This is a genomic window from Hymenobacter ginkgonis, assembly GCF_009755225.1.
In the GTDB taxonomy this organism is placed as follows: Bacteria; Bacteroidota; Bacteroidia; order Cytophagales; family Hymenobacteraceae; genus Hymenobacter; species Hymenobacter ginkgonis.
Genome location: NZ_WQKZ01000003.1, coordinates 306878 through 327023 on the forward strand (window position 1 = coordinate 306878; position 20146 = coordinate 327023).

Here is a 20146-nt window from a genome sequence, read left to right on the forward strand (position 1 = left end):
CTGGGCTGCTACTGCTCTTTCTTCTAGCTGGTAGCAGGCCACTTATGGCCCAAAATGACTTGAACTTGGCGCTGAGCAAGCCAGGCAATCAAGGGAGCACAGCAACTGTTACGGCCGCCTCGGTAGAGAGCGCCTCCCTGCCGGCTAGCAACATGAACGACGGCAACCAAGCTACCCGTTGGGCGAGCAATACCGGTCCTAACCAGTCGTTTGTAGTTAATCTGGGCTCGATGCAAGCCATTGACCGCATCCGCATTTCGTGGGAACAAGCCTACGCTGTCGATTTTGAGCTACAGGTAGCTAGCAACAGCGCTTTTGACGGGTATACCGTTGTAAAGAAGGTTGTGGACAACGTGCCCGTCGTCCACAACGGCCAGTTTTTGAACGAATACTCAAACCTGAATACTACGGGGCAGTACATCCGTTTTGTGGGTACCAAGCGCCATGTAATTGATGGCCAATCGTATGGCTATTCTATTTATGAGTTTGAAGTATTTGGTGTTTCCAACAACACCAATAACAACCTGATAGTCACTCAGAAGCCGACGACTACGCTCTCTGCTTCTAACACGGAGGGTACTTACGCGCCCGCCAACGCCTTCGACGGCAACCCCGAAACGCGCTGGTCTACCCGCAACTACGAGTACCAGACTTTGGTAGTAGATTTCGGTGCGCTGGCCACTGTATCGAGAGCTTACGTGAGCTGGGAGTATGCTTATGCTACTAATTTCTCGATTGAGTATGCGCGCACCCAGGCCGATGTGGACGCTAACAACTGGAGTGCTTTCGCTACCTATGCAGATAATCAGGCTTTTTACAACGAAGTAGCGGGTACGGCTACGGCCCGTTTCTACCGGATTCTGGCGCGTAAATCAGTGCTTCCCGGTGGTGGTTTCTCCATCTATGAATTTGCCCTGTTTGGTACTGCAACGCCGCTGCCCGTGTCGCTGCTGAGCTTCACGGCGGCGCCTCAGGGCAGTGCCGTGGCCGTGAAGTGGAGCACCGCTACCGAGCTGAACAACGCGGGCTTCGAGGTGCAGCGCTCGGCCGATGGTACCAGTTTTACAGCCTTGGCTAAGGTAGCTGGTGCAGGCAATAGCCAGACCCTCAAAGAGTACCAGTACCTTGATGCGGCTCCACTGCTCGCTACGAGCTACTACCGCCTCAAGCAGGTAGACCACGACGGTACCGCTACCTATAGCCCAGTAGTGGCCGTGCAGGCAGCGGCTAGCAGCGCAGCGCTAGCTACCATCAACATCTACCCCAACCCCACCGCCGACCGGGCCACCATTGAGTGGAACGCCAGCTCGGCCAGCCCCGTGCGTTGGAGCCTGACCAGCACCACGGGCCAGCTCGTGCGCTCCGGCAGCCTAGATGCACAGGAAGGCCACAACGCCCAAGCTCTCGACCTGCGGGCCTGTGCCGCTGGCAGCTATGTGCTCACCGTAGAATCGGCGGGCAAAGTGCTGGGCCGCACCCGCGTGCAGAAAGCCGAATAGGTAGCTGGCCCCGCGCCCGCCCTACCCCCACTAAAAAAAGCCCTGCCGATACGTCGGAAGGGCTTTTTTAATGCGTGCTAAAGTGAAGAAATTATTGCCCCACCAGGAACACGGCATTGCCAAACAGCAGCTTGCCGCTCTGCCAGAAGGCGCGGAACAACGGGTTGTCGGCTAGGTAGATAACCTGGCCGCGGCCCAGGTCCTGCTCGCCTAGCACGAAGGTATCAGTCAGCTGTTTGCGGGCTTTGCTGCCGCTGAAGCCGGCGTAGTAGCCGTTCTTTTTGATGACGCCCACGTTCCAGCCGCCCTTGCCCAAAAACCGGTAGCTGATGGGCGTGCGAATGAGCGCCGAATACGTGTCGCCGTAGCCAAAGGCCAGCGGGTGTGTGTTGTCGAGCTGCACGCGGTAGATGCTACCCAGGGCCTTATCCTCAGTATTTTCACGTTCGGCGGTGCCGTAGCGGCGCAGCGGGAGGTAGGGGTTGGCCAGCGCGGCTTTCTTGAGGGCCACCGAGTCGGCCGATTTCGTTTTGAGTAGGAAATCGCGCTTGTTGGCCAGAAACTGGGTGGCGCCTTCCATGGCGATGAGCTTGCCCCCGCCGCGCACCCAGGCCCGCAGGCTTTCGAGCGCCCGGTCGGGGTAGACGTCGGTGTAATCGCCATCGGGCAGGATGAGTACGTCAATTTTCTGCATCGCTACCCGGCTCAAATATTCGGTGCCCAGCACCGTGATGGGGTAGCCGAGCTGCTGCTCGAAAAAGTGCCACACCTCGCCAAAGGCCGTCGCATCGATGCCGGGGCCAGCTACCACGGCCACGTTGGGCCGCTTCACAAAGTGCACCGAGCCCGAGCCCAGGTCGTGCCCGGTGGTCGAAAAGCCCGATTTTACGGCCTGCACCACGGTGCCCGCCGAGTCGGCCTGCGCCCGCACGAGCTGGTCGAACTTGGCTCCCAGGGCCTCATTGCCGGTGCGCGTCATAATAAGCGTGCCGGCCGCGTATTTCTGGCCCTCAGCCTCAAAGGCCTGCTGGGCAAACCGCACTTTCACCTTCTGCTGAAGCAGTTGGCTCAGGAAGCGAATATCCTGCAAGTTGTTCCAGCGCGCCAGGTAAGCGTAGGGTTTGTCGTCGGCAGCGGCGCTGCCCTTCACCACGGTGGTAGAGGGGGTAGGGCCGCTGCCATCGAGGCGCTGCGCCAGAGCGTAGGCCTTCACCCCAAACGAGTAGGGTAGGGCCCAGGAAGTGATGTCGTAGGTGAGCGAATCTTCGAGCTGCGGGCGAGGCTCAAACAGCACTTTCACCAGCGTCGATTTGGGCTGATACATGCTGATGAGCACGTCGTGGGGCATGATTTCGACCTCCTCCGTTTTGCCAGAAGCATAGCTGAAACCCTTGGTTTTGACTTTTTTCGGGGCGAAGCCGTAGCTGATTTGCTGGCGCTCGAGGTACTGCGTGAGCATACGCAACTGGCCGGGGTCGCTGCCCGAGGCCAGCACAAAGGTCTTGTAGGTGCCGCCAGGCTTGGTTTTGGCGTTAGTAAAATACGCCTGAAACTCGCGCAGCAGGTCGTCGTGCCGCTCGGCAGTGGCTTGGAGGGTAGCGCGGCTGGCGGCGTGGTGGTGCGCAATGCGCTGGGCCAGCGTGAGGGTGTCGCCGTCGGTGCGGGCGTAGCGCACGCCGGCCGGCCCGCCGCCGCCCTGCTCATAGGTCATGCCGATGGCGCCGTTGAAGCTGGGCCAGGTGTCGCCGTAAGTTGGGGCGAATAAATCGTAGACCTCGCGGGTGAAATACAGCCAGTTATTCTTGTCGAACGTCGCCCGGTTGTAGTCACCAATCACGTTCTGGAACTGGCGCTGCCAGGGCGTGATGTCGGCGTGAAACGGCTTAGCCGCCGGCGAGAAGTAGTACGAGTTGTTCGGCCCCATCTCGTGGAAGTCGGCGTGCACCTGCGGCAGCCACTGGTTGTAGAGCACAATGCGCTGGCGGCTTTCCTGCTGCGTTTGCCAGGCCCAGTCGCGGTTCAGGTCGAAGTAATAGTGGTTGTAGCGCCCGCCGGGCCAGGGCTCGTGGTGCTCCCACGAGTCGGGGCCGGCGTTGGGGTTCTGGTTGCGCACCCGGTTGTACCAGTTGGCGTAGCGGTCGTGGCCGTCGGGGTTTACGCAGGGGTCAATCACGACCACCGTGTTTTTCAACCAGTTCTGCACCTGCGCGTCCTGCGGGTTGGCCAGGTCGTAGAGCACCTGCATCACGGCTTCCGAGCTCACGGCCTCGTTGCCGTGCACGTTGTAGCTCAGCCAGGCTACGGCCGGCAACTGGCGGCTGGCCGCGCCGCTTTCGAGGCTCGCCAAGCGGCGGGCGTTGTGCTGAATTTCCTCTAAGCGTCCAAAATTGTCGGCGCTGGCCACTTCAATTACCTCCAGTGGGCGGTGCTCGTAGGTTTGGCCGTAGCGCACCACCTTCATGCGGCTGGGCGTGTGGGCCACCACGTGGGCCGCGTAGCGCAGCACCTCGGCATGGGGCGTAAACTGGTCGCCGAGCTTATAGCCCAAAAACTGGTCAGGCGTTAACAGGGGGCCAGTGGCGTCGGTTGCCATTGGGGGGGGTAGGCTCGGCGGGGTAGTTTGGGCGTGGCCAGCAGTGCCGGCTAACAGACCAGCCAGTAGCGTGGTACTGCGTAGCAAGTGCTTAGCATTATTTCCCAAATAGGAGGCGTAAGAAAGCATCATAGGGTAAAAAAACGATTGACGGGCACAAGGTAGGGGGCAAAATGGAGGTATTTCACAAAAAAATCGATGTATTTTACCTTACCCCCCCCCTTTACTAGCTGAAGCGTAGGCAAGGCGTAACTTTGGCAAATGAGCCAACCGCCCAAAGACCTGCTTGCCAGCAAAGACGTGCTGCACCCGCGCAACCAGCACCGAGCGCGCTACGATTTTGCCGCGCTGGTGCAAACTAGCCCCGCGCTGGCGCCCTTTGTGCACCGCAATACGTTTAGCGAAGCCTCCATCGACTTTGCCGACCCCGAAGCGGTTAAACTGCTGAACCAGGCATTATTGCGGCACTTCTACGGCATCGAGCACTGGGATATTCCGGCCGGCTACCTTTGCCCACCCATTCCGGGCCGGGCCGACTACTTGCACTACCTAGCCGATTTGCTGGCTGCCAGCAACGGCGGGGCCGTGCCCCGTGGCCAAGTCCTCTCGGTGCTCGATGTGGGGGTAGGGGCCAACTGCATCTACCCCCTTATTGGCCACCAGGAATACGGCTGGCGCTTCGTGGGTTCCGAAACGGACCCCGTGGCCCTGCGCGCTGCCCGGCAAATAGTGGCCGCCAACCCAGCCCTGACGGGCAGCATCGACTGCCGGCTTCAGCCCGACGCCCGCCACGTGCTGGCCGGCCTAGCCAAGCCCGGCGAAGTGTTTGATGCCACGCTGTGCAACCCGCCCTTCTACGGCTCGGCGGCCGAGGCGGCGGCCGGTACGCAGCGCAAGCTCAGTAACTTGGGCACTGGCCGTGGTACCCAGCCCGTGCGCAATTTTGGCGGCAAAAACGCCGAGCTCTGGAGCCCCGGCGGCGAGGCGGGCTTCGTGCGCCGCCTGGTGCAGGAAAGCCACCAGCTGCCTACCCTCAGCTTTTGGTTTACGACCCTGGTGTCGCAGAAAGACACGCTGCCCGCCGTGTACCACGCCCTGCGCTACGCCAAAGCTGCCGACGTGCGTACCATCGACATGGCCCAAGGCCAGAAGAAAAGCCGGCTCGTCGCCTGGACTTTCCTCACCCCCGACCAACAGGAGGATTGGCGCCGGACGCGCTGGGCTGCTCAGCAGTAATACTTTAAGACTGTATTGGCGCATAGCAATACTAGCTTTGCTAGTGCCGGTAGTTTATATATAAAATACTACTTAAGCTGGTATAATAGACGGGTCAGAAAATTGTTGTTCTGGTTGCATTGGCTGGCCTTGCTACGGAGATGCAACTGGCATTAAGCTGAAGGTTAATGCCAGTAATGCGCAAGAAGTCAGCACAGAAATAAGGGGCGTTGACAGCGCAGAAAGTGGTGTTTAGCGTTTTTGGCTTGAGGCCAGGCCCAGGTAAGAAGTAATTTTGAGAATCGTATAATTCTACGGTCGCTTCTTATAATGCAAAATATCCTTCGTGCGGGTCTGAACTGGTTAGGTATTCTTCTGCTCCTTGCCACTACCCCCTCCTTAGCCCAAAACCTGGCCCTTAATAAAACTGCCACTGCCACGTCGGGGACAGCGTCTCTGGCTTTCGATGGCAAGGGCAATACGCGTTGGGAAAGTGCTTCCACTGATATTCAGTCCATTGTGGTAGACCTGGGGTCGGTACAAACAATCGACCGCATCCGGCTGACGTGGGAAAACGCCTATGGTAAGGATTTTACCCTGGAAGTCTCCAACGACCAGCAGACGTGGACGGTAGTGCGGGCCGTGACCAACAACGCTACCACGGCCAACGAATATGTTAACCTGAAAACTTCTGGCCGCTACGTGAAGATGAATGGCACGAAGCGGGCGACCACCTACGGGTTCTCTCTATTTGAGTTTGAAGTTTTTAACTATTCCAACAACGACAATAACCTGGCGCTTGGCCGGCCGGCCGTGGCCTCCTCCACCCAGGGCGGCCTGTACACGGCCAGCGCGTTCGACGCCGATTATACCACCCGCTGGGGCAGCACGGTTAACCTCAATGCGGCTTCCCTGTACGTGGATTTGGGAGGTAAATCGACGCTTTCGCGGGTGTATCTGGTGTGGGAAACGGCCTACGGCGCGGACTATACCATTGACGTGTCGGACGATGCCACTACCTGGACCACCGTTTATTCGGTAACGGGCAACACGTTGCATTTCAACGAAATCACGTTTGCCAAGCCGGCCAGCGGCCGGTACATCCGCATGAATGGCACCAAGCGGGGTAACACAGGCGCCGACTTTGGGTTCTCGCTCTACGAGTTTCAGGTTACTGGCACCACGCCCGTACCCCTTCCCGTTACGCTGGCTAGCTTCGGTGCGGCGCGGCAGGCCACTGGCGTTGAAGTAAACTGGGCCACGGCCTCCGAGCTGAATAATGCCGGCTTCGAGGTGCAGCGCTCGGCCTATGGTGCCGCCTTTACTACCCTGGCTAAAGTAGCTGGTGCGGGCACTTCGCAGGTTAGCCACCGCTATATATACTTCGACGCGGCTCCGCTGCGTACCACGAGCTACTACCGCCTCCGGCAGCTCGACACCGATGGCACCGCTACGTACGGACCGGTAGTGGCCGTGCAAGCCCTGGCTGCCGGCTCCGCTACCCTCCACGTTTACCCCAACCCAGCCATCGACCACGCTACGCTCGAATGGGAAGCTTCGGCTCGCCCCACCTCTTGGTACCTGACCAACAGCACCGGCCAGGTAGTGCACTCTGAGCTGCTCAGCCTGCAATCTGACCTAACTTCCCTACCCCTCGACCTGCAAGCCTACCCCGCCGGCAGCTACGTGCTGACCGTGGAAACGCCCGGCCAAGCTGCCCGCCACACCCGCGTGCAGAAAGTGAATTAAGCATAAAATTATAGCAAGCAAAAAGAGCCCGTGGCACATGCCGCGGGCTCTTTTTGCTTGCTATAATTTTATGCTAGGAATGTCCTGCTGAGTTTGCCGAAGCATCTCTGCCGCTTCATCCGCCTAGCTCAACGGTTCGGTATAAATGCTTCGGCAAGCTCAGCAGTACGGACGGGGGTAGGCGCTAGCCTTATACCACCACGTTTACCATGCGGCCGGGCACTACCACCACTTTTTTGGCGGCCTTGCCTTCGCCGAAGCGGCTTAGGAAATCGGATTCTAAAATAGCCGTTTCAATTTCGGCGGCGGTGGCGGTGGCGGCAAACTGGCGCTGGTCGCGCACTTTGCCGTTGATGGCCACGGGGTAGGTTACGTTGGCCTCCACCAAGAACTCCTCGCGGAATTCGGGGTAGGCGGCGTGGCTGATGCTGCCCGACTTGTGGCCCAGTTCCTCCCACAACTCTTCGGCGAGGTGCGGGGCGAAGGGCGAGAGCAGGATAACCATCGGCTCCAGGATGGCGCGCTTGTGGGTGCCGAGGGCCGTTAGCTCGTTCACGGCAATCATGAAGGTGCTGACCGAGGTGTTGAAGCTGAATTTCTCGATGTCGTGGGCCACCTTTTGGATGACGCGGTGCAGGGTCTTCAGTTCAGCGGGGGTAGGGGCCTCGTCGGTCACGGCCAGCGAGCCGTCTTCGGGGTGGAAGAGCCGCCAGAACCGCTTGAGGAACGTGGCTACACCGCTGATGCCGTTGGTATTCCAGGGCTTGAACTGCTCAAGCGGCCCGAGAAACATTTCGTAGAGGCGCAGGGCGTCCGCGCCGTATTTGTCAACTAGTTCATCGGGAGTAACAACATTGTACTTCGATTTTGACATCTTCTCAATTTCATTACCGCATATGAATGAACCATCTGGCTCAGTTATATAATATGCAGTATTGTAATCAGAACGCGATTTTTTGAAGCGCTCTAAATCAAGAAGGTCGTCTTTTACGATGCTAATATCAACGTTGAACCAAGCTGCATCTTCGTATTCAAGAGGAACTGTTTCAGTTGAGAAGGGGATAGAGCTTTCGACTCCCCACTCATTAAATGCTTGATGCATCACAGCTTCTATAGCTGCTTTATCAGCTGCGCTTTGCTGCCCTTTTCTTGCTCTGTCAAGAACCCCTTTCGAGATGTAGACGGTAGGAAGGCTAATCGTTTCGGGCACTTTAGTGGTCGTTTCAAAGCCAACCCACATACTCCACAGATAAGGAAGTAAGTAGATTGTGCTCGACCGGCCCAAAATCATCCCCTGGTTTATCAGCTTCTGGAACGGCTCGCTGTGCGTGACCAGGCCCAAATCCTTCAAAAACAGGTACCAGAAGCGGGAGTAGAGCAGGTGGCCAGTGGCGTGCTCAGCACCGCCCATGTAGAGGTCTACCTGGCCCCAGTACTGCTCGGCTTCCTCGCTCACGAAGCGGTCGGCGTTGTGCGGGTCCATGTAGCGGAGGTAGTACCAGCTAGAGCCGGCCCAGCCGGGCATGGTGCTCAGCTCGAACTCGTACTGGCCCTTGTACTTCCAGCCTTTGGCGCGGCCCAGGGGCGGCTCGCCGTGCTCGGTGGGCTTGTACTCGTCGATTTCGGGCAGCACGAGCGGCAGGTCGGCTTCGGCCACGCCGTAGGCGGTGCCATCTTTGTAGTAAATCGGGATAGGCTCGCCCCAGTAGCGCTGGCGGCCGAAAATAGCGTCGCGCAGGCGGAAATTCACCTTGCCCTTGCCGAGGCCCTTCTCTTCGAGGAAGGCGATAAGCTTGGCGGTGGCTTCCTTATAAGTGAGGCCGTTGACGATGCCCGAGTTGATGTAGCGGCCTTCCTTGGTGGGGTCGGCCTGCTGGTCGAGGTCCTTTTGCGCGTCCGAAATAGCCGGGATGGGCAAGTCGAAATGCTTGGCAAAGAGGTAGTCGCGCTGGTCGCCGCTGGGCACGGCCATCACGGCGCCGGTGCCGTAGCCGGCCAGCACGTAGTCGGCCAGCCAGATGGGCACGGGCGTGCCATCGACCGGGTTGGCCGCGTAGGCGCCCGTGAACACGCCCGAAACGTGCTTGACATCCGACATGCGGTCGCGCTCCGAGCGGCGCTTGGTGGCGGCGATGTACTCGTCTACGTCGGCGCGCTGGGCGGGGGTAGTAAGCTGGTCAACCAGCTCGTGCTCGGGAGCCAACACCAAGAAAGTGGCGCCGTAAATGGTGTCGACGCGGGTGGTATACACCTTAATATCCGTGTTTTCGTGGCCCTGCACCGGGAAGGTGACCTCGGCCCCAATGCTCTTGCCAATCCAGTTGCGCTGCATCTCCTTCACGGCGTCGGGCCAGTCGAGGGTGTTGAGTCCCTGGAGCAGGCGGTCGGCGTAGGCGGTGATGCGCAGGTTCCACTGCGGCATGAGGCGGCGCTCGACGGGGTAGCCGCCGCGCTCCGAAAGGCCGTCTTTTACTTCGTCATTGCTCAGCACGGTGCCCAGCGCGGCGCACCAATTCACGTAGGTATCTTGCTGATAGGCTAGGCGGTAGGGGAGGATGGCAGCGAGCTTTTGCTTTTCGGTAAAGCTCTGCCACTGGCCGGCCGAGAAGTCGTGGCGGTCGTCGGCTTCGCCCGCGGCGCGGATGCCGGCGCTGCCGTTCTCGGCAAACTTTTCCTGCAAGGTGCGGATGTGTTCGGCGCGGTCGGTATCGAGGTTGTACCAGCTGTTAAACAGCTTGAGAAAAATCCACTGCGTCCACTTGTAGTAGTCGGGGTCGGAGGTGCGCACCTCGCGCTCCCAATCGTAGCTAAAACCCAGTTGCTGGAGCTGCCGGATATAGGTTTCGATGTTCTTCTCGGTGGTCACGGCCGGGTGCTGGCCGGTCTGGATGGCGTACTGCTCGGCGGGCAGCCCAAACGAGTCGAAGCCCATGGGGTGCAGCACGTTGCGGCCTTGCAAGCGCTGGTAGCGCGCCACGATATCGGAGGCAATGTAGCCCAGCGGGTGCCCCACGTGCAGGCCCGCCCCGGAGGGGTAGGGAAACATGTCGAGCACGTAGTATTTAGGCTTGCTAGAGTCGTTGTCGGCGCGGAAGGTATTGTGCTGCTGCCAGTGGTCTTGCCACTTTTTCTCGAGGTCTTGGGGGCGGTACGCGGGCATTTCTTGGCTGGTTGAATCAGGCAAAGTTAAAGCCTGATAAATTGGTGCGTTAGCAGCATCCTGTCTATTGGTGCGAGTTTGGCGCAACCAGGGAAGCGTAACGTGGGCTGACTATGCCGGGAGGCTGTGCCTGCCAACGGTCAAGTCGTGGTATAAAAACAGGCCGAGCTACCGGAGCGGTTCCGGTTTGCTGCTGGCGCAGCCTCGCGTCATTAAATAGGCCCGAGTTGCGCGGCGCTAAACTTGCGCCAGTGTGCCGGGTGTAAATTTGATACTCTAATTCGTACCCGTGGCCCGCATCCCCAAAGAAACCGTTGACCAAATTATCCACACCGCCGACATCTTGGAGGTGGTGGGCGACTACGTGCAGCTCAAGCGCCAGGGCCAGAACTACTGGGCCTGCTGCCCGTTCCACAACGAAAAATCGCCCTCTTTTTCGGTAAACCCGAGCAAGGGATTGTACAAATGCTTCGGCTGCGGCAAGGCGGGCGGCGTCATCCAGTTTGTGATGGACGTGGAGGGCAGCAGCTACCCCGAGGCGTTGCGGGCCTTGGCCAAAAAGTACGGGGTAGCCGTGCCCGAAGAGGAAGAGCGCACCCCCGAAGAGCAGCTCGCCCAGAACGAGCGCGATTCGCAGTACATCGTATCTAACTGGGCCAAAGACCACTACCACCGCTTGCTGCAAAACACGGAGGAGGGAATGAGCGTGGGCTACGGCTACCTCAAGGAGCGCGGCCTTAACCTGACGACCATCCAAACCTTCGAGCTGGGCTACTCGCTCGACCAGTGGGACGACCTGCTAAAATCGGCCGAAAAAGCAGGTTATCAACTCAAATACCTGGAGAAAACCGGCCTCGTCATCAAGCGTGAGGACGACCAGGGCCACGATACCGGCCGGCGCTACGACCGCTTTCGCGGGCGCGTGATGTTCCCGATTCACAACGTGAGTGGGCGCGTGGTGGGCTTCGGGGCGCGCACCCTGAAGCGCGACGACAAGATGGCGAAGTACCTCAACTCGCCCGAGTCGGAGATTTACCACAAGTCGGATGTGCTGTACGGGCTATTTCAGGCGCGGCAGCCCATCCGCAACCAGGAGTTGTGCTACCTCGTGGAGGGCTACCTCGACGTGCTGAGTTTGCACCAAGGCGGCATTAAAAACGTGGTGGCATCGTCGGGCACCTCGCTCACGGAAGGCCAAATCCGGCTCATCAAGCGGTATTCCGACAACGTGACGGTGCTTTACGACGGCGATGCGGCGGGCATCAAAGCCAGCTTGCGCGGCATCGACCTGCTGCTCGAAGGCGGCCTGAACGTGCGCGTGGTGCTCTTCCCCGACGGCGAAGACCCCGACAGCTACATCCGCAAGGTGGGCGACCAGCGCTTTACCGACTACATCGAGGGCCAGAGCCAGGACTTTATTGCCTTCAAAACCACGCTCGTGGCCCGCGAAGCCAGCCACGACCCGGTGAAAAAGGCCGAGGCCATTCGGGAGGTGTTGCAAAGCATTGCCAAAGTGCCCGACGGCCTCAAGCGCCAGGTGTTTTTGCAGCAGACCGCCAGCGTGTTCGGCTTTGATGAGCAGGTAATTATCACCGAATACAACAAGCTGCTCAAAACCAGCAGCCCCACCAAAGCCCGGCCCGAAGAAAGCCGCGCGCCCAGCCCTACCCCCCCAGCCGCGCCGCGCCGCGCCCTCACCCCCGAGGAGGAAGCCGAGGAGGCCATGTACGGCGTGAGTAGCGGCTCGGAAGAGGGGGTAGGCCTCCTGAGCCCTACCCCCCCCAGCCCGGCCGACGACGGCACCCCGGTTGATGTGCTGCAGCAATGCGAGCAGGCCGTGCTGCGCCTGCTGGTGCTGTATGGCCCGCACGAATTGCAGGAGGGCGTGTCGGCCGCGCACTATTTACTGAGCCAGCTCGAGGGCACGCCGCTGCGCACGCCGCTCTATGCCCAGCTGTGGGACGAGTACCGGCAGGCGTTTTTGCAGGGCCAAATCCTCGATGTGCGCCAGCTGGCGCACCACCCCGATGCGGCCATTCGCCACCTGCTGGCCGATTTTGCCACCGAACGCTACGACCTCAGCCCCAACTGGCGCATCAAGGATATTTACGTGCCCACCGAGCTGAACCTCTTGCAGTTAGCCTGCGACAACGCCATTCTGCGCCTTAATAAATGCCACGTGCAGCGCGAACGCCAGCAGTGCTTAGCCCAACTCAACGACGCGCGGCTCGATGAAAACGAGCAGCTCAATGCCCTGCTGCGCTACAATGAGCTCACCAAGCTTGATGGCCAGCTGGCCCAAATGCTGGGCACCGTGGTGGCCCGCGGCGCGTAGAGGTACTATTGAAAAATAAATGCGCTATTGAAAGAACGTCATGCTGAGCGAAGCCGCAGCAGCTTGCTCGAATCGTTGAATGATGCGAGCAAGCTGCTGCGGCTTCGCTCAGCATGACGTTCTTTATGCAAGGATAGCGGGTCATGGCGACCTGACAACCCAGAATCAATGCTTAAACAACTCAACCTGTCGCGCCTTTACCTGGCGCTGGCCCTGCTGGTCTTCAGCTTTGGCGTGGGGGTAGCGGGCTTTATGGGGATAGAGAAATATCCCTTCATCGACGCCTTTTACATGACGGTGATAACGGCCTCCACGGTCGGCTTCGGGGAAGTGCACCCGCTGTCGGACGTGGGGCGCATATTCGTCTCGTTTTATATTCTCTTCAACCTGCTGGTGGTGGCCTACCTCGTGTCGGTGCTCACCACGTATATTTTTGATGGCGAGCTGCGCCACCTCTTTCGCATGATTCGCGCCGACCAGGAAATCAAGAGCTTCCGCGACCACGTCATTGTTTGCGGCTTTGGGCGCAACGGCTACAAGGCCTACGACGAGCTGCGCCACAGCGGTACCCGCGCCGTGATAGTGGAGCAAAACCAGCAACTGCTGAACGCGGCCAACGAGGCCATCGGCCACCAGATTCCGGCCGTGCTAGGCGATGCCACCACCGAGTCGGCCCTGCGCCAGGCGGGCGTCGAGCACGCGCGCGCCCTCATCACGGCCCTGCCCAAAGATGCCGACAACGTGTTTGTGGCCCTCACCGCCCGCGAGCTCAACCCGCACCTCATCATCATTGCCCGGGCCAGCGCCCGCAGCAGCGTTAGCAAGCTCATCTCAGCCGGGGCCAACTCGGTGGTGATGCCCGATGAAATTGGCGGCTCGCACATGGCCAACCTCATTATTCGCCCCGAGGTCATCCGGTTTCTGGACATGATTTCGGGCCTCGACCCTAACAAGCTGCGCCTCGAAGAGCTGCCATTTAGTGAGCTCAAACCCACGCTGCGCGGCCAAAGCATTCGCGAGCTCGACGTGCGCTCGCGCACCGGCGCCACCATCATTGCCCTGCGCCGCGGCCAGGGCGGCGAGCTCGAAGTGAGCCCCGCCGCCGACTACCGCACCGCCGCCGGCGATGTGCTACTCGTGCTCGGCAACGAAGCCCAGATTCAGGCCCTGCACCAGCAGTTCAAGTAAAAGCCGGGGGTAGGGAGGGGCCGAATAGCGGGCTCACTAGGCTTAGCGCCGGCCGTATCTTTGCCGCCGATGCACATTCTGCAACTTTGCTTCCGCGTTCCGTATCCGCCGCACGATGGCGGGGCCATTGCCATGTACGAAACGGCGCGTGGCCTGGCCGAAGCCGGCCACCGCGTGACGGTGCTAGCCGTGAACACGCCCAAGCATCACCAGCCCGCCACCGCCCTCGACCACCTAGGCCCCAACGTGCGCCTCGTGCCAGTGGACGTAGATACGCGCCTCAAGCCGCTGCGGGCGTTGAAAAATTTGCTTTTCAGCAATTTGCCCTACAACCTAGAGCGGTTTATTAGCTCCGTTCTTCTGGCGAAGCTGGTGGAGTTAGTGCTGACGGAAGAAGTAGACGTCGTGCAGTTTGAAGGCACCTTCGTGGCCTGGTACGCCGGCCAGCTGAGCCAGGAATTAACTGCCCGAAAAACAGACACAGCCCAGTGGCCGCAGTTTGTGCTGCGCGCCCACAACGTAGAATACACCATCTTGGAAATGTTGGCTAGCCGGGCCGGCAACCCCCTGAAAAACTGGTATCTGCAAAAACTGGCGACACGTTTGAAATCCTTCGAAAAGGATATGTTGCACCGCGTCGATGCCGTGGCAGCAATTACTGAGGAGGATGCGCTTCGCCTGCGAAGCATGTTCTACGCCAGGCTGCCTGCGCCAGTGAACGCTGAAACTGGGGCCGCGCTGCCCGGTGGTGGACAGGGGCCCATCTTCGCCGCCATTCCGGCCAGCTTCGACCTGGGCGCCCTACCCCCCCTCGCCGCGCCGCCCCAGCCGCGCACGGTGTTCGTCATCGGCTCGCTCAACTGGCAGCCCAACCTCGAAGGGCTCGACTGGTTTTTGCGCGAAATTTGGCCCCAGGCCCACGCCGAATTGCCCGAACTGGAACTGCACGTGGCTGGCTCGCACCCACCCGCGCACCTCACCGCGCGGCCCAAGGGCCAGGACAACGTGTTCATCCACGGCTTTGTGGAGTCGGCCCCCGCCTTTATGCAGCAGTACGAGCTAATGCTGGTGCCGCTGCTCAGCGGCGGCGGCATGCGCGTGAAAGTGGTGGAAGGCTTGGCCCTGGGTAAGCCCATCCTCAGCACCACGCTCGGCGCCGAGGGCATCGCCACCCGCGACGGCGAGAACATCCTGCTGCGCGACGCGCCCGCCGCCTGGCTGCAAGCCCTGCGCGACTACTACCACGGCCGCCTGCCCGTAGCCGCCATCGGCCAGGCCGCGGCCCGCACCGCCCACGACCTCTACGACACCCGGCAGGTAACCCAGCGGCTGCTAGCGCTTTATGAACAAGTGCTGCGTGCCCAGGCCCAGCCAGCCCCGCTACCGTCATGCTAGGGGCGGTGCTCGGGGCGCTTACCCTGCTCAGTGGCGGGCTGGTGGTGTATTCCTACGCCGGCTTTCCGCTGCTGCTGCGCCGCCTGAGCGGGGGTAAGGCGTTGCCCGGCCCCGTGTATGGCCCCGCCGACGCACTGCCGGCCGTGGATATTTTGCTGGCCGCGCACAACGAGGAGGTGGTTATCGAGCAAAAAATCCGCGCCACGTTTGCCACCACCTACCCCTTGGAGCGGCTGCGGCTGCTAGTGGGCTCCGACGCCTCTACCGACCGCACCAACGCCCTGCTGGCCCGGCTGGCGGGTGAGTTTCCGCAGTTGCGCGTCACCACGTTTGCCGAGCGCCAGGGCAAGCCCGGCGTTATGCAGCACCTCTCGGCCCAGGCCACCGCCCCGGTGCTGGTGCTCACCGATGCCAACGTATTTTTCGAGCCCACCACCCTGTTCGAGTTGGTAAAGCACTTTGCCCGCCCCCAGGTGGGCCTGGTGGGTGCCAATGTGTTAGCTCCGCCTACCCCCCCCCGCGCGGGCCAGGGCGTCACGGCCCAGGAAAGCGCCTACCTGGCCCGCGAAAACCACTTCAAATACCAGGAAAGCCTGATTTGGGGGGCGGCAATGGGTGCGCACGGTGGGGCTTTTGCGGTGCGCCGGGCGGCCTACACGCCCGCGCCGGTGGGCTTTGTGGTCGATGATTTTTTTATTTCGATGGCCGCGCTGCGGGCGGGCTACCAGGTGCTGCTTGACCCCGCCGCCCGCGCCACCGAAGACGTGGGCGACCACGCCGCCGAAGAATTTCGCCGCAAGGCGCGCATCTCGGTCGGCAATTTCCAGAATGTGCACGAATTCCGGGCGCTGCTCTGGCCACCGTGGCGGGGGATAGCGTTCGCGTTTTGGTCGCACAAAGTGCTGCGCTGGCTCACCCCACAGCTGCTGCTCGTGGCCCTGGCCGCCAATGCGGCGCTGGTGGCGCGGGGCGCGGGCGGCTGGTTTTGGCAGTTGGCGCTGGCTGGGCAGGTAGGGCTGCCGCTGCTGGGCGGCCTCGACTGGCTGCTGCGCCGGCTGGGCACGCCGCCCGTGGCGGGCCTGCGCTACGTGCGCCACTTCTACCTCATGAATTTGGCCCTGTTGGTAGGCTGGTGGCGCTATTTGCGCCGCCAGCGCTCGGCGGTGTGGCGGCCCACCGCCCGCAACCAGCGGGCCGGCGATTAGCCCGACATTTGTGGCCGTTAAGGGCACTCGCTCACCTTTTATACTTGTTTAAAACGAAGGGGCGGGTAGGGCTGTTTACTAGTTGATTTTTTACCTGATGGGCAAGTTTCCCTTGCCTGCTTTTATGCTTGACTCCATCGAATCCGCCATCGAAGACATCCGCGCTGGCAAAGTTGTTATCGTCGTTGACGATGAAGACCGCGAAAACGAGGGCGACTTCATCTGCGCCTCCCGCTGCGCCACACCCGAAGTCATCAACTTCATGGCCACCCACGGCCGCGGCCTGGTGTGCGCGCCCCTTACTGCCGAGCGCTGCGACGAACTGGGCCTCGACCTGATGGTGGGCCGCAACACGGCTCTGCACGCCACGCCCTTCACGGTGAGCGTAGACCTGCTCACCAACGGCGTAACCACCGGCATTTCAGCCTCCGACCGCTCCAAGACGATTATGGCCCTCATCGACCCGGCTACTAAGCCCGAGGATTTGGGCAAGCCGGGCCACATTTTCCCACTCAAGGCGCGTAAGGAAGGCGTGCTGCGCCGCGCCGGCCACACCGAGGCGGCCGTAGATTTGGCGCGCCTGGCGGGCTTCGAGCCGGCTGGCGTTTTGGTCGAAATTCTCAAAGAAGACGGCGAAATGGCCCGCCTGCCCGACCTAGAAAAAGTGGCCAAGCAGTGGGGTTTGAAGCTGATTTCGGTGCAGGACCTTATCAAATACCGCCTGGCCCAGGAAAGCCTCATTCACCGCGAAATCACGGTGAAGATGCCCACCGAGTTTGGCGATTTTGACCTCTACGCCTACACCCAGCGCTCGAACGGCGCCCAGCATTTGGCTTTGGTGAAGGGCGATATTTCGGGCCCCGAGCCGGTGCTGGTGCGCGTGCACAGCTCGTGCATTACGGGCGACATCTTTGGCTCGTGCCGCTGCGACTGCGGCCCGCAGCTGCACCAGGCCATGCAGCAAATTGACCGCGAAGGCCGTGGCGCCATCATCTACATGAACCAGGAGGGTAGGGGTATTGGCTTGCTCAACAAGTTGAAGGCTTACAAGTTGCAGGAGGCCGGCCGCGACACCGTGCAGGCCAACGAAGACCTGGGCTTCCGCGGCGACGAGCGCGACTACGGTGTGGGTGCCGCCATCTTGCGCGACCTCGGCATCCGGCAGATGCGCCTGCTCACCAACAACCCCAAGAAGCGCACCGGCCTCAGTGGCTACGGCCTCGAAATAACCGAAACCGTGCCCATCGAAATCCTGCCCAACCAGCACAACCGCACCTACCTCACCACCAAGCGCGACAAAATGGGCCACGACATTTTGCAGCAAATGGTGCCCGACCCGGCCGCGTAGAGCTTGCCCAACCCGGCGTTCGGGTTCGCGTAAAGGGGAAACTTAATTTGTAGTTACATGCTGGTTTCTCCCCCGCTCTACCAGATTATTTACCACAGCCTGGCCACGGAAGCGGGCAGGAGCCCCGACGTGTTGGCCGGGTTGCTGCGCCAGGCGCGGGCGCACAACCAGGACCATCGCCTCACGGGCCTGCTGCTCTACGCCGCCGATACCCACGAGTTTGTACAAGTGCTGGAGGGCCCGCGCGATGAACTCGATACGCTCTACCAGCGCATCACCCGCGACCCGCGCCACAAGCACGCCTTTGTGCTGCACGAGGGGCCCGCCGCGGGCCGTATGTTTCCGGATTGGCGCATGGGCTTCGTGCCCGCCGCCACCCAAGACCTGCGCACCACTACCGGCTACCTGCCGCTGGGCCAGCCCCCTGGCCGCCGCAATCCGTTTAGCCTGGTGGTGCACGTGCCCGAGGCCTTGCGGCGCTTCCTGGCCAGCTTTGCCGCGCCGCTGCCGCCGGCTACCTAGCCGCACCACTTGGTTTTGCCAACAAGAAAGGCTCTCCTGCGCAGGAGAGCCTTTCTTGTTGGGAGTTGAGCAGCTCGCCGGCTAAAGCGGGGGTAGGGCGGCGCTACTGCGGCACCGGCCCCAGCCAGCGCAGCACGGGGTAGCGGCGGTAGCCGGCCTCGCGGTAGGGCGAGTGCTGGTACACCCATTCGAGCTGGGCCGGGCCGCTGGCAGCCAGGGCGGGGTCGGCCTTTTTGGCGGCCTCTAGCTGCTGGCGTACGGCGGGGTTTTGGGCTAGGTAATCGGCGGCCAAGTCTTCAAATACGTAGTCGGAGTAGTGCTCTTTCTGCTGCAAAACACTATCAAAAAAGCCCCAGGCAAAGAACGAGTCGGTAGCCTGCGGCTCTAGCGCCTCCACGAGGTAGCGGGCGGCGGGGCCCTGCTCGGCCAGCACCGCCAGGTACGTGCTGGCTTCGAGGGTGGTAGGGGCGGGGTGGGGTAGGAGCTGGACGCCCGAATGTAGGTAATGGCCCTCGTAGGGCCGCGGCGTGGTCTTAAAATCGGTGATTTCGTAGGTTTCGGCGGGGCCGGTAAGGGGCTGCTTTAACTCGCGCAGCACCACGCCGTTGCGGCGCAAATTGTCGAGTACCTCGCCCCAAGCCGCCGGAATGGCGTAGGCCACCGGCGCGGTAGCACCGGCCGTGGCGCGGGCCGCGTTGTAGAGGAGCACGGGCCGGGTGTAGGGCCGGGCGCGGTCGTAGTAGAGGCGCTGCTGCCCACTCACGGCGCTGGCCTTGTGGCCCGCCTCGTAGCCCCTAAACTGCACCGTGCTGCTGGCCGTGTCGCGCCCCGCCCAGGCCAGCGCAAACCGGGTTTGGGCGGCCAGGGTGCGGTCGGCGGCGGCGCGGGCGGCCAGCAGCGCCGGGGCCTGGGCGGCAGTGGTTTGGAGGTAGGTCAGCAGCAGGTCATAGGTGGCTTGCACGCGGGGCCCGAAGGCCTTGAGCATGTGCGTTTCGGGCATGAAGCTGAGGGTATTGAACAAGGCCGCGTAGCCGGTAGAGTAGCGCGGGCTTTCGATAAAAGCCCGCAGGCCGCTCTCGGGCGTTTCACCGTTGAAATCGACGTAGGGCGTCATGGGCCAGTGTTTCTGGGCCATGCCGGCGTAGAGGGCGGGGAGCAGTTTGTCTTGCAAATACGGCCCCAACACCGGCCCCAGCTTGTCGGGCTGCGTCGGAATGAGCGTCATCGTGTACTGGTAGTCGGCGCCGTTGGAGGTGTGGGTATCCACAAAAATCTCGGGCCGCCACTTGCCAAAGAGCGCCGCAAACGAGCGCGCATTGCGCGAATCCTGCTTCACAAAATCGCGGTTGAGGTCGAGGTGCCGCGCGTTGCCCCGGAAGCCGTAGGCCTGCGGGCCGTTCTGGTTCACGCGGGTGGTCGAGTTGCGGTTCAGCATGCCGTCGATGTTGTAGGCCGGAATGATGACAAGCGTAACCTGGCGCAGCAGGGGTAAGAGCTTTTTGCTGCGCAGCACATCGCGGGCCAGCGCCATGCTGGCGTCGATGCCCTCGGGCTCGCCGGGGTGAATGCCGTTTTGGATGAATAGCACCGGCCGGCCCTTGGCCCGGCTGGCGGCCGGCTCGAAGGTGCCATCGGCCGAAAGCACCACCTCGTGTAGCGGCTGGCCGCTGTCGGTGGGGCCGGCCTCGCGTAGCTGCACGGTGGCGGGGTAGGCTGCGGCCAGCGCTTTATAAAAGGCAATGCACTCGGCGTAGGTGGCCGTGGTGTTGTGGGCCGGGTCGCGCTCGAAGGGCGTGGTGAGCGGCGGCTCGGCGCCGCGGTGGGGGGTAGGGGCCGGCGCGAGCAGCGGGCGAGCCAGCAGCGAGGCGGCGAGAAGGAGCGGGGCAACGTACATAGGGCGAAAGTACCTTCGCGCAGAAATAACCCCGCTAGCACGT

At 61.4% G+C, this 20146-nt stretch carries 12 protein-coding genes; 9 read left to right on the forward strand and 3 right to left on the reverse strand.

All coding sequences use genetic code 11. The features are described 5' to 3' along the window. Positions 1–44 precede the first annotated feature (44 nt). Complete coding sequence (locus GO988_RS12775) at positions 45–1499, forward strand: discoidin domain-containing protein (protein WP_198172703.1); 1455 nt, start codon at positions 45–47, stop codon at positions 1497–1499. 91 nt (positions 1500–1590) lie between these two features. On the opposite strand, the gene GO988_RS12780 is transcribed toward GO988_RS12775, so the two are convergent. Next, entirely contained in the window at positions 1591–4224 is a 2634-nt protein-coding gene (locus tag GO988_RS12780) for a M14 family metallopeptidase (protein ID WP_232341506.1), read from the reverse strand. Positions 4225–4353: 129 nt separating this feature from the next. On the opposite strand from GO988_RS12780, the gene rlmF reads away from it, so the two are divergent. Further along, complete coding sequence (rlmF, locus tag GO988_RS12785) at positions 4354–5328, forward strand: 23S rRNA (adenine(1618)-N(6))-methyltransferase RlmF (RefSeq protein ID WP_157566024.1); 975 nt, start codon at positions 4354–4356, stop codon at positions 5326–5328. A gap of 309 nt (positions 5329–5637) precedes the next feature. After that, positions 5638–7056 carry a discoidin domain-containing protein gene (locus tag GO988_RS12790; protein ID WP_157566026.1) on the forward strand — a complete coding sequence of 473 codons (1419 nt, stop codon included), beginning with the start codon at positions 5638–5640 and terminating at the stop codon, positions 7054–7056. Between the two features lie 190 nt (positions 7057–7246). Here GO988_RS12790 and GO988_RS24625 read toward each other — a convergent pair whose 3' ends face one another. Next, positions 7247–10216 carry a leucine--tRNA ligase gene (locus GO988_RS24625; RefSeq protein ID WP_157567283.1) on the reverse strand — a complete coding sequence of 990 codons (2970 nt, stop codon included), beginning with the start codon at positions 10214–10216 and terminating at the stop codon, positions 7247–7249. Between the two features lie 289 nt (positions 10217–10505). Here GO988_RS24625 and dnaG point away from each other — a divergent pair, with 289 nt between their 5' ends. The 6 genes from dnaG (at position 10506) to GO988_RS12825 (ending at position 18209) form a co-directional block, all read left to right on the forward strand. Beyond that, positions 10506–12551, forward strand: a complete 2046-nt coding sequence (gene dnaG, locus GO988_RS12800; RefSeq protein WP_317164860.1) for a DNA primase — start codon at positions 10506–10508, stop codon at positions 12549–12551. 168 nt (positions 12552–12719) lie between these two features. Beyond that, positions 12720–13739 carry a potassium channel family protein gene (locus tag GO988_RS12805; RefSeq protein WP_157566027.1) on the forward strand — a complete coding sequence of 340 codons (1020 nt, stop codon included), beginning with the start codon at positions 12720–12722 and terminating at the stop codon, positions 13737–13739. A 69-nt stretch (positions 13740–13808) separates the two neighbouring features. After that, complete coding sequence (locus GO988_RS12810) at positions 13809–15134, forward strand: glycosyltransferase family 4 protein (RefSeq protein WP_157566029.1); 1326 nt, start codon at positions 13809–13811, stop codon at positions 15132–15134. Beyond that, positions 15128–16339 (forward strand): glycosyltransferase, encoded by a 1212-nt coding sequence (locus GO988_RS12815; protein ID WP_157566031.1) that lies wholly within the window; start codon positions 15128–15130, stop codon positions 16337–16339. The genes GO988_RS12810 and GO988_RS12815 overlap by 7 nt, the downstream gene beginning before the upstream one ends. Positions 16340–16463: 124 nt before the next feature. Further along, positions 16464–17687, forward strand: coding sequence for a bifunctional 3,4-dihydroxy-2-butanone-4-phosphate synthase/GTP cyclohydrolase II (locus tag GO988_RS12820; protein WP_157566033.1), 1224 nt, complete (start codon positions 16464–16466; stop codon positions 17685–17687). A 57-nt stretch (positions 17688–17744) separates the two neighbouring features. Next, positions 17745–18209: a BLUF domain-containing protein gene (locus GO988_RS12825; RefSeq protein WP_157566034.1), complete on the forward strand. Its 465-nt coding sequence runs from the start codon at positions 17745–17747 to the stop codon at positions 18207–18209. Positions 18210–18312: 103 nt separating this feature from the next. Here the strand turns inward: GO988_RS12825 and GO988_RS12830 are convergent, their stop codons facing one another. Beyond that, positions 18313–20103, reverse strand: coding sequence for a M14 family zinc carboxypeptidase (locus GO988_RS12830; RefSeq protein ID WP_157566036.1), 1791 nt, complete (start codon positions 20101–20103; stop codon positions 18313–18315). Positions 20104–20146 lie beyond the last annotated feature (43 nt).